The organism is Ruegeria sp. AL12 (genome assembly GCF_056540885.1).
In genome coordinates this window covers 184,506-198,401 of sequence record NZ_JBQFXN010000004.1, presented here as the reverse complement: position 1 = coordinate 198,401, position 13,896 = coordinate 184,506, and the positions used below count along the sequence as shown (strand labels likewise).

Annotated in this window: 13 protein-coding genes; 7 read left to right on the top strand and 6 right to left on the bottom strand. The window is 59.0% G+C overall.

What is annotated here, in order from left to right:
• Positions 1–24 precede the first annotated feature (24 nt).
• Positions 25–849 (bottom strand): ChaN family lipoprotein, encoded by an 825-nt coding sequence (locus ACR0C6_RS13420; protein WP_480446757.1) that lies wholly within the window; start codon positions 847–849, stop codon positions 25–27.
• Complete coding sequence (locus ACR0C6_RS13415) at positions 846–1,724, bottom strand: RNA polymerase factor sigma-32 (protein ID WP_152456879.1); 879 nt, start codon at positions 1,722–1,724, stop codon at positions 846–848. The genes ACR0C6_RS13420 and ACR0C6_RS13415 overlap by 4 nt, the downstream gene beginning before the upstream one ends.
• 99 nt (positions 1,725–1,823) lie before the next feature.
• On the opposite strand from ACR0C6_RS13415, the gene cobU reads away from it, so the two are divergent.
• The 4 genes from cobU to ACR0C6_RS13395 are packed head-to-tail and all read left to right on the top strand — an operon-like array spanning position 1,824 to position 5,422.
• Positions 1,824–2,345: a bifunctional adenosylcobinamide kinase/adenosylcobinamide-phosphate guanylyltransferase gene (gene cobU / locus ACR0C6_RS13410; RefSeq protein ID WP_480446758.1), complete on the top strand. Its 522-nt coding sequence runs from the start codon at positions 1,824–1,826 to the stop codon at positions 2,343–2,345.
• Positions 2,342–2,920, top strand: a complete 579-nt coding sequence (locus ACR0C6_RS13405) for a histidine phosphatase family protein (RefSeq protein WP_480446759.1) — start codon at positions 2,342–2,344, stop codon at positions 2,918–2,920. The genes cobU and ACR0C6_RS13405 overlap by 4 nt, the downstream gene beginning before the upstream one ends.
• A 58-nt stretch (positions 2,921–2,978) precedes the next feature.
• Positions 2,979–3,860 carry a glutathione S-transferase gene (locus ACR0C6_RS13400; protein ID WP_480619717.1) on the top strand — a complete coding sequence of 294 codons (882 nt, stop codon included), beginning with the start codon at positions 2,979–2,981 and terminating at the stop codon, positions 3,858–3,860.
• A 47-nt stretch (positions 3,861–3,907) separates the two neighbouring features.
• Positions 3,908–5,422, top strand: coding sequence for a YifB family Mg chelatase-like AAA ATPase (locus tag ACR0C6_RS13395; RefSeq protein ID WP_480619715.1), 1,515 nt, complete (start codon positions 3,908–3,910; stop codon positions 5,420–5,422).
• On the opposite strand, the gene gshB is transcribed toward ACR0C6_RS13395, so the two are convergent.
• From gshB to rsmI, 3 genes are read right to left on the bottom strand one after another with little or no spacing between them, the layout of a single operon-like run.
• The gene (gene gshB / locus ACR0C6_RS13390; RefSeq protein WP_171206023.1) at positions 5,419–6,351 is read right to left on the bottom strand and encodes a glutathione synthase; all 933 of its coding nucleotides are present in this window, start codon (positions 6,349–6,351) and stop codon (positions 5,419–5,421) included. The genes ACR0C6_RS13395 and gshB overlap by 4 nt on opposite strands.
• A gap of 60 nt (positions 6,352–6,411) precedes the next feature.
• Complete coding sequence (locus ACR0C6_RS13385) at positions 6,412–6,783, bottom strand: YraN family protein (protein WP_171119670.1); 372 nt, start codon at positions 6,781–6,783, stop codon at positions 6,412–6,414.
• 1 nt (position 6,784) lies between these two features.
• Positions 6,785–7,642: a 16S rRNA (cytidine(1402)-2'-O)-methyltransferase gene (rsmI, locus tag ACR0C6_RS13380; protein WP_480446762.1), complete on the bottom strand. Its 858-nt coding sequence runs from the start codon at positions 7,640–7,642 to the stop codon at positions 6,785–6,787.
• 88 nt (positions 7,643–7,730) lie between these two features.
• Here rsmI and ACR0C6_RS13375 point away from each other — a divergent pair, with 88 nt between their 5' ends.
• The 3 genes from ACR0C6_RS13375 to murJ are packed head-to-tail and all read left to right on the top strand — an operon-like array spanning position 7,731 to position 13,208.
• On the top strand, positions 7,731–8,891 hold the full coding sequence (locus ACR0C6_RS13375) for a penicillin-binding protein activator (RefSeq protein WP_152456871.1): 1,161 nt from the start codon (positions 7,731–7,733) through the stop codon (positions 8,889–8,891).
• Positions 8,851–11,670 carry a [protein-PII] uridylyltransferase gene (locus ACR0C6_RS13370; RefSeq protein ID WP_480619713.1) on the top strand — a complete coding sequence of 940 codons (2,820 nt, stop codon included), beginning with the start codon at positions 8,851–8,853 and terminating at the stop codon, positions 11,668–11,670. Before ACR0C6_RS13375 ends, ACR0C6_RS13370 begins: the two co-directional genes overlap by 41 nt.
• The gene (gene murJ, locus ACR0C6_RS13365) at positions 11,667–13,208 is read left to right on the top strand and encodes a murein biosynthesis integral membrane protein MurJ (protein ID WP_480446763.1); all 1,542 of its coding nucleotides are present in this window, start codon (positions 11,667–11,669) and stop codon (positions 13,206–13,208) included. Before ACR0C6_RS13370 ends, murJ begins: the two co-directional genes overlap by 4 nt.
• Here the strand turns inward: murJ and ACR0C6_RS13360 are convergent, their stop codons facing one another.
• Entirely contained in the window at positions 13,209–13,895 is a 687-nt protein-coding gene (locus tag ACR0C6_RS13360) for a rhomboid family intramembrane serine protease (RefSeq protein WP_480446764.1), read from the bottom strand.
• Between the last annotated feature and the right edge of the window lies 1 nt (position 13,896).

The window sequence follows — 13,896 nt, the reverse complement described above, 5'->3', positions numbered from 1 at the left end:
AAGGCCCGCAGGTAGTTCCAGCGATTAATTCTGAACCTGAAATGCCGCACAGGGGTCTTCGCGCTCGGCCGTGGGGCTATCAATCACGATATCGAATTCTCCGTCGATTGCTCCATCCTCCGATTGTCCGACGGCCACGACTTTCCAACCAGGTCTGAGGCGCGCAAGATAGGTCGGTATGCCCCGATCCTTTCGCGCATGACCGTTTCCGGTGATCACGGCAACCGGACCCCCGGTTTCGTCCATCGCACGGACCACGGCCCGGGCCAGCACAGCATCGCGCAATCGTTGGATCGCAACCATCTGGGGCAACATTTCAGCCGGAAGCGCATCGCAATGCGCCGCCAACTGGTCGGCTTCGCGCGCGACCTGTTCTTCAGACGATAGAGGCACCGTCAGACCATAACGCGCCGCGTCTGCACCCAACGCCGTGGCGGCACCGCGTTCCATCGCGGCACGCGCAGCAGCACGCGGAACCATGGCCCCGTACACCGGCGCGCCTGACGCCTCGAACACCGGATAATACATGCTAAGCGGCGGCCAGCCACTTTCAGCCCATTCCAGAATACGGCTCAGTTCTTCCGGGTTGGACACAGCTTTCTGCGCAAGCCTCTGCGCGCCTTCTTCCGTGACCATTTCCCAGACGACGGCCGAGGGTGAAACAGCTTCAAGCGCTTCGGCCTGCACCAGATGATGCGTCGGGTTGTCGTGAACTTCCCCCAATATCACGACATCGGCGTCCCGCATCGCGGACATGGCATCAGCGGGAACAAGTCGATCTGCCAGCCCCGGTCGCGCTGCCGCAACCGTAAGACCCAGAACGCACACAAGAATCGCAAACTGTTTCATGCGATGAAGTGTTGCACCTCGCGCGACTGGGCTTCAAGGTTCTTGCGCATTTTCGCGAAGGCTGCGGCTTCAAGCTGACGTACACGTTCCTTGGACAGACCCAGCTCGGTTCCAAGGCTTTCCAGGGTTCGTGCGGGGTCTCGCAGCTTGCGCTCGCGCACAATGAAACGCTCGCGATCATTCAAGGCATTCATCGCCGTCAACAGCCACTTGCGCAGTTGTTCGGTGTCATGGCTGTGTTCAACTGCTTCGGCTGCCTGCTCGCGGTCATCTTCCAGGGCATCAATCCACTCGCGCCCATCCTCATCAGCGGATTGCACCGCATTCAGCGAAAAATCAGAGCCGGACAGACGACCTTCCATCATCTCGACGTCGCGCAGCGGCACACCGATTTCCGTGGCGATCATCTGATGCAATTGATGACGGTCCAGTTCCTGACCTTCGGTGGCGGCTTCCCGTTCCAGCCGGGCCTGAACTCGGCGCATGTTGAAAAACAGCGACTTCTGAGATGAAGTTGACCCGGTCCGAACCATGGACCAGTTCCGCATGACATAGTCCTGAATGCTTGCCTTGATCCACCATACGGCATAGGTCGAAAACCGCACGCCGCGATCCGGATCGAACTTGTCTGCGGCCTTCATCAGGCCAAGGCCTGCCTCCTGAATGAGATCATTCATCGGCGCGCCATAGCGCTTGAACTTGGCCGCCATCGAAATCGCCAGACGCATATAGGCGGTGATCAGACGGTGCAACGCCTGTTCATCACGCTCATCACGCCAGGCATAAGCCAGTTTCAGTTCGGTTTCCGCATCCAGCAGCTCGGCCTTCATTGCTTGCCGGGACATCGAAAAGTCCGTCGCATTATCTAGTGCCATAAACCTCTCCCCTGTTTGCAGGTACTGGTCAGACTTGCCTTGCCGACCTATGACCTTTACGCAAAACAGCACCAAACGGATCAACTATAGGTAAGTACTGTGTCGCCGGATTTAACCTTGGTTCTGGGTGGGGCCGCGTCGGGCAAGTCGGTTTTCGCCGAAGAACTGGTTGTTTCTCGGGGGAAAAGCCGAGTTTACCTTGCGACATCACAAGTGTTTGATGACGAGATGCGCCAGAAGATTGAGCGCCATCTTGAACAACGCGGCGACGGTTGGACCACGGTTGAAGAACCTTTTGATCCGGGGCCGGTTCTGGCCACGTTGTCGCCCGATCAGATTTGCCTGATTGACTGCGCCACCATGTGGCTGAGCAACCACATGTTGGCCGAATCCGATCTGGAAGCGGCACAAACCGCCCTGCTTGACGCCCTTCGTGCATGCCCGGCGCAAATCGTGATTGTCTCGAACGAAGTTGGCCACGGTATTGTCCCTGACAACGCCCTGGCCCGCCGGTTTCGCGAAGCCCAGGGGCGGTTGAACATCGCGCTTGCAGCGCAGGCCGATCTGGTGGTGCAGATCACCGCCGGGTTGCCCTTGGTTCTGAAAGGGCAATTGCCGTGACGCGCCTTCACCTTGTTCGACACGGGCCGACGCACGCGAAAACCATGGTCGGCTGGTCCGACCTGCCCGCCGACCTGAGTGATACAGCCGCACTGAAACGTCTGAACGACCATTTGCCGCCCGAGGCGCTTGTGATCTCGTCCGATCTGTCACGGGCAGTTGACACCGCCACGGCCATACAAGGTCAACGTCAACGCCTTCCTCATGATCCGGGCTTGCGGGAAATTCATTTTGGTCACTGGGAGTTGCGCGGATTTGCCGAAATCGAAGCCGAAGACCCGGAACTGGCCTTTGCATATTGGGACAACCCCGGCGATGTCCGCCCGCCGCAAGGTGAAAGCTGGAACGACGTCCGCAATCGGGTCGACGCGGCGATCGACACGCTTGTTTCAGCACATTCCGGCCGCGATCTGGTCATCGTTGCGCATTTCGGCGTTATCCTCACGCAAGTGCAGCGCGCCCTTGATCTGGACGGACAACAGACTTTTTCACACCGAATCGACAACCTGTCGGTGACGGATATCCTGATCGACGCAGACAGGTCGTCTGTCGGTACAATCAATCACCTTCCGTGAACAGACCCCGCACAAATCACTGTTTTACCGAACTGCGAACCTGCGGCATCGTCTGCGTATGACATATGATTTGTATATCGGCGACCGCCTCTTCTCCAGCTGGTCAATGCGTGGCTGGTTGATGCTTGAGAAATTCAACCTGCCCTACAGAAGCCACATGATTGGCCTGTATTCGGGCACCATGGCACAGGATATGGAGCCCTTGGCCCCAGCGCGACTTGTTCCTACCCTGCGCCTGCCGGAAGGAACTGTGGTGGGCGAAAGCCTGGCCATGGCTGAAACCCTGGCCGAGCGCCACCCTGATGCCGGGTTGTGGCCATCAGATCCCGCCGCCCGGGCAACCGCCCGCTGGCTGTGCGCCGAGATGGTGGCAGGGTTTGGAGCCTTGCGGGGTGAATGCCCGATGCAATTGCTGCACGTCTGGCAGGATTTCGACCCATCAGATGAAACACTGGCAGATCTGGCACGCATCGAAACACTCTGGGATCATGCGCGCATAATGTCAGGTGTGGAACAAGGCCCGTTGTTCGGCTCGTATTCGCTGGCGGACGTGTTTTACACACCTGTCGCAGCGCGGATCATCGGATATGGGCTGCCAGTTTCCAAGGCGAACCGGACCTACTGCCTGGACCTTTTGTCAGACCCCGCCGTCAGACAATGGCGCGCAATGGGCCTGACTGTCAGATACGACCCTTTTCCCTATCGTCTGGATTTGCCGTCCAAGCCCTGGCCGATCGGAGGGATTTCAACCGCCAAGCCGGTCTCCGGCCCGTCAATCAACCAAGTTTGCCCGTATTCCGGCAAACCCGTTGCGGAATTTCTGGAGTTGGATGGAAAATGCTGGGGCTTCTGCAATCCATTCTGCCGCGACAAAACAATTGCCGATCCCGACGCGTGGCCAAAATTTACAGCATTGCGCGCAACCGTTAACGACTCTTAAACCACAACCATGGCAGCAACACCCTGTTAACCAAGAATAGGACTGCCATGGTCGCCCGCGCCCACACTGTTGCCTTTCACGGCGTCGAAGCCCGCCCGGTCGAGGTGCAATGTGCCGTATCGCCCGGCTTGCCGGCCTTTTCCATCGTTGGCCTTCCCGACAAAGCCGTGTCCGAAGCCCGCGACCGTGTCCGCAGCGCGCTGAGTGCGATGGCCATCGCTCTGCCGTCGAAACGCATTACGATCAACCTGTCTCCTGCGGATCTGCCCAAGGAAGGCAGCCATTTCGACCTGCCCATCGCAGTCGCGCTGTTATCGGCACTCGAGGTCATCCCAGCCGATGCCGCCGAAGGAACGGTTGCACTGGGAGAGTTGTCGCTTGATGGATCTCTGGTGCCTGTCGTCGGCGCCCTGCCCGCCGCCATGACGGCCGCATCCGAGGAACGCATTTTGCTGTGTCCCAAAGCTTCCAGCGCCGAGGCTGCATGGGTCGACGCCACTCAGGTTATCGGCGCGGGTTCCCTGGGCGATGTCGTCCGCCATTTCTCGGGACAGTGCCCTTTGCCGGCGGCACAACCCGGCGAGGTGAATCTGACGCCCAGCGTGCGGGATCTGCGCGATGTAAAGGGGCAGGAACGCGCCAAACGCGCTTTGGAAATCGCGGCAGCCGGGCGTCACCATCTGATCATGATCGGCACGCCGGGGTCGGGCAAATCCATGTTGGCTGCACGGCTTCCGGGCATCTTGCCACCGCTGACCGCAGTCGAAGCGTTGGAAACTTCGATGATCCAATCCCTGTGCGGGTTGCTGGATGAAGGCGGCATCAACCGCACGCGTCCTTTTCGGGAACCGCATCATACGGCCTCAATGGCAGCCATTGTCGGCGGGGGCAAAGGTGCCAAGCCCGGTGAGATCTCTTTGGCGCATAACGGCGTGCTGTTCATGGATGAGTTCCCCGAATTTCCGCGTACGGTTCTGGAGACCCTGCGCCAGCCAATAGAGTCCGGAGAAGTCATGGTGGCGCGTGCCAATGCCCATGTGAAATACCCCTGCCGCTTCATGCTGGTGGCCGCCGCGAACCCGTGCAAATGCGGCTACCTGACGGATCCATCGCGCGCCTGCTCTCGCGCACCCGGCTGCGGCGAGGACTATCTGAACCGTATCTCGGGGCCCTTGATGGACAGGTTCGACCTGCGGATCGAAGTTCCGCCTGTGGGCTTCACCGATATTGATCTGCCCCCTTCCGGCGACAGCTCGGCGACAGTTGCCACGCGGGTTGAAAACGCCCGCGCCATACAGGCAGACCGGTTTCGGGGAATGCCAGAGATGCGTCAGAATTCCGACGCCGAAGGCAAAGTTCTGGAACAGATCGCAACACCCGATGCAGAAGGAAAAGCAGTTTTGCTGAAGGCGGCTGATCGGTTCGGCCTATCGGCCCGTGCCTTTCATCGCATTCTGAGGGTGGCGCGGACGATCGCCGACCTGGACGGCTCAGCCGACATCCGCAGGCCACATGTCGCAGAGGCGCTGAGCTTTCGCATCAGCGCCCGCGTGATGGCTTAGATCTTGGCTTCAATCGCCTGCCAGATCTTTTCGGCAATGTTCACGCCGTCGAACCGTTCCAGCTCTTGAATACCGGTCGGCGAGGTCACGTTGATCTCGGTGAGATAGTCGCCAATGATGTCGATCCCGACAAAAATCTGACCTTTTTCCTTCAGCAGCGGCCCGATGGCGGCGCAGATCTCCAGATCACGCTCTGACAACCCGATCTTTTCCGGGCGTCCGCCCACATGCATGTTTGACCGCGTTTCGCCCGCGGCCGGCACCCGGTTGATTGCGCCGACAGGTTCACCGTCCACCAGGATCACCCGCTTGTCGCCATTGCTGACATCCGGCAGGAATTTTTGCACGATCAGAGGCTCGCGCGAGAACCCCGTAAACAGCTCGTGCAGAGAGGTCAGGTTGCGGTCATTGGCATCCAGTCGGAACACGCCCGCACCGCCATTACCATAAAGCGGCTTTAGGATGATATCGCCGTGCTTTTCCTTGAACGCCTTGATCGTTTTTATGTCACGGGCAATCGTTGTCGGCGGCGTCAGGTCAGGGAAATCCAAAACCAGCAGTTTTTCAGGATAGTTCCGAACCCAGAACGGGTCGTTGACCACCAGCGTTTGCCCTTTCAGGCGGTCCAGCAGATGGGTGGACGTGATGTAATGCATGTCAAAGGGTGGATCCTGACGCAGCCAGACCACGTCGAAATCGGCCAGGTCAACTTCACGTTCGGGGCTCAGAACCGCTGGATCGCCAGCGACCCGCTGCACAGTCATGTCATGGCCGCGCGCCGTGATACGACCTTCCTGATAGGCCAGCTGATCCGGCCCATAGAAAAACAACGAATGACCGCGCGCCTGCGCCTCTTCCGCCAGACGGAATGAGCTGTCGGCGTTGATGTCCACGGCCCCGATCGGGTCCATTTGAAAGGCGATTTTCATGGCGTGTCCCTCAGTTTCACGCAAGATACATGGCCCAGCAGGCCTGAGGGTTCAATGGGCTTAGGCGTGACCGAAGGCGTTTTCGATGATTTGAACCGCGCCAGTGCCATCTACCAGTGCCGCGTCAAAGCGGACATTGGTCAATTGCCCACCCGGTTCGTTTTCCAGGTATTGCGCGGCTGAAGCACAGATTCGGTCAATTTGTCTTTGGCTGATCCGGGCTGCAGCATTTTCGAAACTGGAGCTTTTCTTGACCTCGATGAACACTAGCCCATCGCCGTCCCGCGCAATCAGATCGATTTCACCACCGGCACCCCGCCACCGATGATGCGCAATTGCAAACCCCCGGCGCTCGTAGTCCGAGGCGACCCGAAGCTCGGCTGACTGTCCCGCCTGATAGGAAACCGAGCCCTGAATTGCACGCCGCCCCATGTCATCCCTTTCCCAGTTTCAGAGCTTTCTGGTAAATAGGTCGGCGCGGCAGATCATACATTTCTGACACAAGATCCGCTGCGTCCCGAACCGAGTGGGTTTCCAAAGCTCGTTTCAAAGCCTCTTCTACGTCGGATTCGTTAACGCTTTGCAAATAGCCGCGATCCACCAGCAAAACGATCTCACCCTTGACCGGTTTTTCCTGAATTTCCGCCGCCAGATCGGCCAGTCTTCCACGGCGGATTTCTTCGAACTTTTTCGTCAGTTCACGGCACAAGGCCGCCTGGCGGTCTGCCCCCAGGCATTCCGCAAGATCTGCAAGGCTGGCCGAGACGCGTTTTGGGGATTCATAGAACACCAAGGTGCCTGGTATGTTTTTCAAAGCCTCAATCCGGGTCCGGCGTGCGCCCGATGCATTGGGCAAGAAACCTGCGAAAAAGAATGAATCCGTTGGCAGACCCGCCAGGGTCAGCGCTGTTATGGCAGCGGATGCCCCGGGCGCACAGGTCACCATATGCCCGGCTTCGGCCGCCTGCTTGCCCAGATCATATCCCGGATCAGCGATCAGCGGCATACCCGCCTCGGATGCATAGGCGACCGATTGTCCCTGTGCCAGGGCATCCATAAGTCTGCCACGCGCCCCGGCGCCGCTGTGATCATGGTAGGCTTGGATATGCCGACCCTCCAGGGGGATGCCATGGATTTCCATCAACCGCCGCAGGCTCCGGGTGTCCTCCGCCGCTATCACATCGGCCGAGGCCAGAACATCCAGCGCCCTGAGCGTAATATCGCGCGCGGTTCCGATCGGAGTGGCAACAAAATACAGGCCCGCAGCCAATCTGATCTTTTGGAAATTCAAAGCTGGACCCTCACAGCGTGACGTTTATTATCGCGGCTCAACAGAACAGAAGCATTCACAGCCGCCGGATCAGGGAGTTTTCATTTAGATGTTTACCGTTTGCAAGCCCGTAAGCAAGCTGGCGAAAGCCGCCATTGCCCTGACGACCGCAGCGTTTCTGGCCGCTTGTGAGCCGGGCGGCGTTGGGGGTGGCCCTTCGATTGACACGTCGAATCCTGTTCCGGTTGCTTTGCTGGTTCCCCGCTCGGGCGACGCCGCGCTGGCGCAGAGCCTTGAGAATGCGGCCCGTATGGCAATGTCCGATCTGCCTAACGTCAAAATCGACCTGCGTGTTTACGATACGGCAGGAAACCCGACCACGGCGACAGCGGTGGCCCAGCAGGCCGTTGCCGAAGGCGCCAAGATCATTGTCGGCCCTGTTTACGCCCAGGCGGCAAACGCTGCCGGACTGGCCGTACTGAACAATAACGTGAATGTTCTTTCGTTCTCGAACAACACCAGCATTGCGGGTGGCAATGTATTTGTACTTGGACCGACCTTTGAAAACACCGCCAACCGGCTGGTGAATTATGCGGGCAGGCAAGGCAAAACGAACACGGTTATCGTGCACAGCAATGATGCCGCGGGGCAAGTGGGGCAAGCTGCCATCGCCAATGCTCTGGCAAACAGCCGGGTCAACAATGCGGGAACGGTCGGATACGACCGGTCGCAGCAGGGTGTCATCAACTCGGTTCCCACCATCAAGGCCACCGTCGATTCGACAGGGGCGGACTCGATTTTCATGACGGCAACGACAGCGGGTGCCTTGCCACTTTTCTCGCAATTGCTGCCTGAGGCCGGCGTTTCTCCGGCGACGACACAATTCATCGGTCTGACCCGTTGGGATATCCCCCCGCAAACGCTGGAGCTGCCGGGCGTGCAAGGGGGATGGTTCGCCCTGCCCGACCCGTCAAAGGCCCAAGCCTATCGTCAACGGTACAACGCGACATATGGAGAAGCGCCACATCCGATCAGCGGTCTGGCCTATGACGGAATAGCGGCGATTGGTGCTTTGGTCAGCCAGGGCAAATCCAATGCTCTGACCGGTGCTGCCCTGACGCAAAATGCCGGTTTCCAGGGTGTTGGCGGCATCTTCCGCCTGCGCCCGAACGGCACCAATGAACGCGGCCTTGCCGTAGCGACGATTCAGAATAAACAGGTGGTTGTGATTGACCCTGCCCCGCAAAGCTTCTCTGGTGCCGGTTTCTGAGCGATCGGGCGAGACCATGGCGCCGGATGGCGCGCTAATTTGCCCTGCCGAAAACATCTTTGACAGCGTCAGCGTCAATGATGCGCTGGCCGAGGTGTTCGAGACCAGCTCTGACAACAGCAAAATGCGTTCTGAAACAGTGCGCATTCTGCGCGACGCTCAGAAAGCGGGTCGCAAAGCCATTGCCGATGCCTTCAGCGAGCGTCCGTTCGACGCGCGTGCGCTGACCCGGTCCTATACCTACCTGACGGACCAGCTGGTCGGAACCGCGATGCTGGTCTCCAGCACGCGCCTGCACCCGCTTGCGACGCCAACACAAGGTGAAAAGATCGCCGTACTGGCCGTTGGCGGATATGGGCGCGGTGAAATGGCACCGTCTTCTGATGTCGATCTGCTGTTTCTGACCCCGTACAAAATCACCGCCTGGGCCGAGAGCGTCATTGAATCGATGCTTTATATCCTTTGGGATCTCAGGCTTAAGGTCGGGCATTCCTCGCGCACGATCAAAGACTGCCTTCGGCTGGGCACCGAGGATTTCACGATCCGCACGGCAATGCTTGAACAACGCTATTTGGCGGGCGACAAGGCGTTGGCCGACGAGCTTGAGCGACGCCTGAAAACCGAGCTGTTCAAAGGAACCGAGCGGGAATTCATCGAAGCCAAACTGAACGAACGAGATGAGCGGCACCTGAAACAGGGAGAGCGCTACAAGGTCGAACCCAATGTGAAAGAGGGCAAAGGGGGGTTGCGCGACCTCCAATCCCTCTACTGGATCGCAAAGTACATCTATGGCGTTCAGGACGTGGCCGAACTTGTGCCTTTGGGTCTGTTCACTCCGGAAGAGTTCAAGACCTTCGTTCAGGCCGAAGAATTTCTTTGGGCTGTTCGTTCGCATTTGCATCTGGTGACGGGTCGCGCCACCGAGCAACTGACCTTTGACATGCAGGTCGAGGTTGCCGCGCGCATGGGCTATGAGGATCACGCCGGTCGCCGGGCGGTCGAGGTGTTCATGCAACGCTATTTCCGCGAAGCCACGCGTGTGGGCGAGTTGACGCGGATTTTTCTGACGAAGCTTGAGGCGCTGCACGTGAAAGGCGCACCTTTGCTGGAGCGTATTTTCCGCAGACGCCGGCGGGTCAAAGCGGGATACCGGGTTGTTCACGGTCGTCTGGACATAGCGGACCCTGACAAATTTCTGTCCGACAAGGTAAACCTTCTGCGCCTGTTCGAAGAAGGCTTGCGAACGGGAATGCTGATCCATCCGGATGCCATGCGTCTGGTGGCGGCAAATCTGCATCTGATCGACGACGAAATGCGAAATGACAAAGAAGCGCGGCGCATCTTTCTGGACCTGATGCTGAAACACGGCAACCCAGAGCGAGCCTTGCGGCGGATGAACGAACTGGGTGTACTGTCCGCCTTCCTGCCCGAGTTCGAGCCCATCGTGGCAATGATGCAGTTTAACATGTACCACAGCTATACGGTGGACGAGCATACCATCCAGTGCATCGTGAACCTGGCCCAGATCGAACGCGGAGAGCTGATCGAATCGCTGCCTCTTGCCTCTTCGATTCTGAAAGGTGGGGTCAATCGCAAGGTGCTGTATGTCGCCCTGTTGCTGCATGATATCGCAAAGGGACAACCCGAAGATCACTCGATTCTTGGAGCACAGATCGCGCGCAAGGTGGCACCACGACTGGGCCTGAACAAAGCAGATTCGGAAACGGTCGAATGGCTGGTGCGTTATCACCTGCTCATGTCCGATATGGCACAGAAACGTGACATTTCAGACCCCCGCACAGTGCGTGATTTCGCCAAGGCAGTTCAAACCGTCAAACGGCTGGACCTGTTGACCGTTCTGACCGTCTGCGACATTCGCGGCGTGGGGCCGAACACATGGAACAACTGGAAAGCCACGCTTTTGCGTGCCCTTCACGCCGAAACCAAGCGCGCGCTGGAAACCGGGATGGAGGACCTCAACCGCGCCAATCGCGGCGCCGAGGCAAAGAAAGCCCTGCGCACCGAACTGGCAGCCTGGTCCAAGGCCGACCTCAAATCCGAGACGGGGCGCCACTATGACCCATATTGGCAGGGTCTCAATCTGGCCACACATGTCGAGTTTGCGAACATGCTGCGTGCGCTGGAACAAAGCGGCGACCCCGGCGCGATGGAGATCCGCCTGCAACCGGACGAGGATCGCGACGCAACCCGAGCCTGTTTTGCGATGGGCGACCACCCCGGTATCTTTGCCCGCATTGCCGGCGCGCTGGCCCTGGTCGGCGCCAATGTCGTTGATGCGCGCAGCTATACGACCAAAGACGGCTACGTCACCGATGCATTCTGGATTCAGGACGCCGAAGGGCACCCGTTTGAAGCCTCGCGCCTGCCACGTCTTACGCAGATGATCCACAAGACATTGCGCGGCGAAGTGGTTGCGAAGGAGGCGTTGAAATCACGCGACAAGATCAAGAAACGCGAGCGTGCCTTCAACGTTCCAACGCATATCACCTTCGACAATGACGGTTCTGAAATATACACGATCATCGAAGTGGACACCCGCGACCGTCCGGGGCTGTTGTTTGACCTGACCCGGACCCTCGCCGCAGCGAATGTCTACATCGCCAATGCCGTGATCGCGACCTATGGCGAACAGGTGGTCGATACGTTTTACGTCAAAGATATGTTCGGCTTGAAATACCATTCGGAAAGCAAGCAACGTGGGCTTGAGGCCAAGCTGCGCAAGGCGATCACCGAAGGTGCTGAGCGTGCGGCCTCATGAAGCAGATCCGTTTGTTTTCAGGCCTGTTCACGGTCGGCTTCTGGACGCTGGCCAGTCGAATACTGGGGTTTCTGCGGGAAATTCTGCTGACCGCCTTCATCGGCCCCGGGCCGGTGATGGATGCTTTCGTCGCGGCCTTTCGCCTGCCGAACATGTTCCGCCGCTTTTTCGCCGAAGGTGCGTTTAACGCTGCTTTTGTGCCCATGTTCTCGAAACGGCTGGAGGCGGACGAGAACCCCCAGGGGTTCGCGCAGGATGCGTTCAACCTGTTGGCCGTGGCCGTTCTGGCGCTGGTCGGGCTGGCCATGGTTTTCATGCCGGGTCTGGTGTGGCTGACGGCCGAAGGGTTCTATGGGGATGAACGTTTCGATCTGGCCGTGGACTATGGCTATGTCGTGTTCCCGTATATCCTTTTCATGTCCTTGGCGGCGTTGTTTTCGGGGGTATTGAACGCCACCGGCAGGTTCGCAGCGGCCGCAGCGGCACCTGTTTTGCTGAACATCTTTGCCTGCACCGCGCTGATCGCCGGGGCCATCTCTGGCGGCGAGGTGATACGATGGCTGATCTCGGTCATTCCGGTCGCCGGCGTCGCACAACTGGTGCTGGTCTGGGTGGCGACCGAACGTGCAGGTATCCGTATCCGCCCCGGCCTGCCCCACCTGACGCCCGAGATGCGCCGGATGGTCCGCATCGCTGTTCCCGCCGCCTTGGCCATGGGGGTTACGCAGGTCAATCTGGTGGTCGGACAACTGGTGGCGTCAAAGACCGAAAAGGCCGTGAGTTGGCTGTTTGCCGCGGATCGCCTGTACCAACTGCCTTTGGGCGTCGTCGGAATCGCCATTGGCATTGTCCTGCTGCCTGACCTGTCCCGCCGCCTGCGCGCCGACGACAAAGAAGGGGCCCGCAACGCGTTTTGCCGCGCCGGGGAATTCATGCTGCTGTTGACGTTGCCCTCGACCGTGGCGTTCCTGATCATCCCGAACCCGCTGGTTTCGGTGCTGTTCGAACGGGGACAGTTCAGTCCCGAGGATACCGCTGCGACAGCGCTGGCGGTCGCGATTTATGGCATCGGTCTACCTGCATTCATGCTGCAAAAACTGCTGCAACCCCTTTTCTTTGCGCGCGAAGATACGCGTTCCCCGTTCCGCTATGCGGTGGTCGCAATGGTCGTGAACGCGGCCTTGGCGTTTGGCCTATTTCCGCTGGTGGGTTGGATCGCCCCTGCGATTGCCGCGTCAACTGCCGGCTGGGCCATGGTTGTTCTTCTGGCGATCGGCGCACGTCGTATGGGCGAAGAAGCGCGTTTCGATGACCGTTTCAGGGCACGTGCGGGCCGGATCGTTCTGGCCTCGGTCGGTATGGGCGCGGTCTTGTTTGCGTTGATCCACTTCTTGGGTTGGACGCTGGACATTCCCGGCTGGCGCTATCTTGCGCTTTTGGTCCTGATCGTGGTCGCCGCCGTCTCGTATTTCTGTCTTGGTCATGTCCTGGGAGCGTTCAAATTGTCAGAGTTCAAACGCGCCTTGCGCCGGGCCTGATCAATCGCGGCGGATGCGCCCGACGATCCGGGCCCAGGCCCCCGGCGCCACCAGAAATGACATGCCAAAGCCGGTGGCAAACCCGCCCAGATCGGCGACCCATTCCGCGTTTCCGCCGAAGATCAGACCAAACAGGAACTGAATGCCCATCAGAACGGCGATCAGTTGGAACGCCCTTGCCTGATTTGCCCCCACAAGCGACAGTTTGCGCCACAACAACCACGTGAATGCTCCGATCAGGCCATAAACAGGTGGAAACCCTCCGATCAGGGGATAGCGCGGGTCCAGCAAAACGGCGTAGGTCAACGCGCCGCCAATCCCCGAGACGACGAAGATCAGCAGCATGGGGACACCACCAAAAACCTCACCAACCATTTTTCCCATCGCCAGAACGAAGACACAGACAAAAATCGCCTGCGTAAAGTTGGCGGAAACAAAGGGATAGGTCACGAACCGGACCAGATGTTCGAACGGCCAACGCCCGTTCAGCACCATCCAATCGAAAATATCCGCCGAGAAGGCATAGTGCTGTATCGCGTCCAGACGCCAGCCCACGGCCGCCGGCCCTCCGATCAAACCGCGCGATCCCAGCGTGAAGGCCAGTTCGACGCCGATGATGAACAGAACCAGCGCCACCACAACGGGCGGCAACGGGTTTACGGCGGGTGTGTAATGCTCACTGCTCATT

Coding starts and splice junctions, on each gene's coding strand:
- ACR0C6_RS13420 (WP_480446757.1), bottom strand. CDS start 849: ATGAAACAGTTTGCGATTCTTGTGTGCGTTCTGGGTCTTACGGTTGCG.
- ACR0C6_RS13415 (WP_152456879.1), bottom strand. CDS start 1,724: ATGGCACTAGATAATGCGACGGACTTTTCGATGTCCCGGCAAGCAATG.
- ACR0C6_RS13400 (WP_480619717.1), top strand. CDS start 2,979: ATGACATATGATTTGTATATCGGCGACCGCCTCTTCTCCAGCTGGTCA.
- ACR0C6_RS13395 (WP_480619715.1), top strand. CDS start 3,908: ATGGTCGCCCGCGCCCACACTGTTGCCTTTCACGGCGTCGAAGCCCGC.
- gshB (WP_171206023.1), bottom strand. CDS start 6,351: ATGAAAATCGCCTTTCAAATGGACCCGATCGGGGCCGTGGACATCAAC.
- ACR0C6_RS13385 (WP_171119670.1), bottom strand. CDS start 6,783: ATGGGGCGGCGTGCAATTCAGGGCTCGGTTTCCTATCAGGCGGGACAG.
- ACR0C6_RS13375 (WP_152456871.1), top strand. CDS start 7,731: ATGTTTACCGTTTGCAAGCCCGTAAGCAAGCTGGCGAAAGCCGCCATT.
- murJ (WP_480446763.1), top strand. CDS start 11,667: ATGAAGCAGATCCGTTTGTTTTCAGGCCTGTTCACGGTCGGCTTCTGG.
- ACR0C6_RS13360 (WP_480446764.1), bottom strand. CDS start 13,895: ATGAGCAGTGAGCATTACACACCCGCCGTAAACCCGTTGCCGCCCGTT.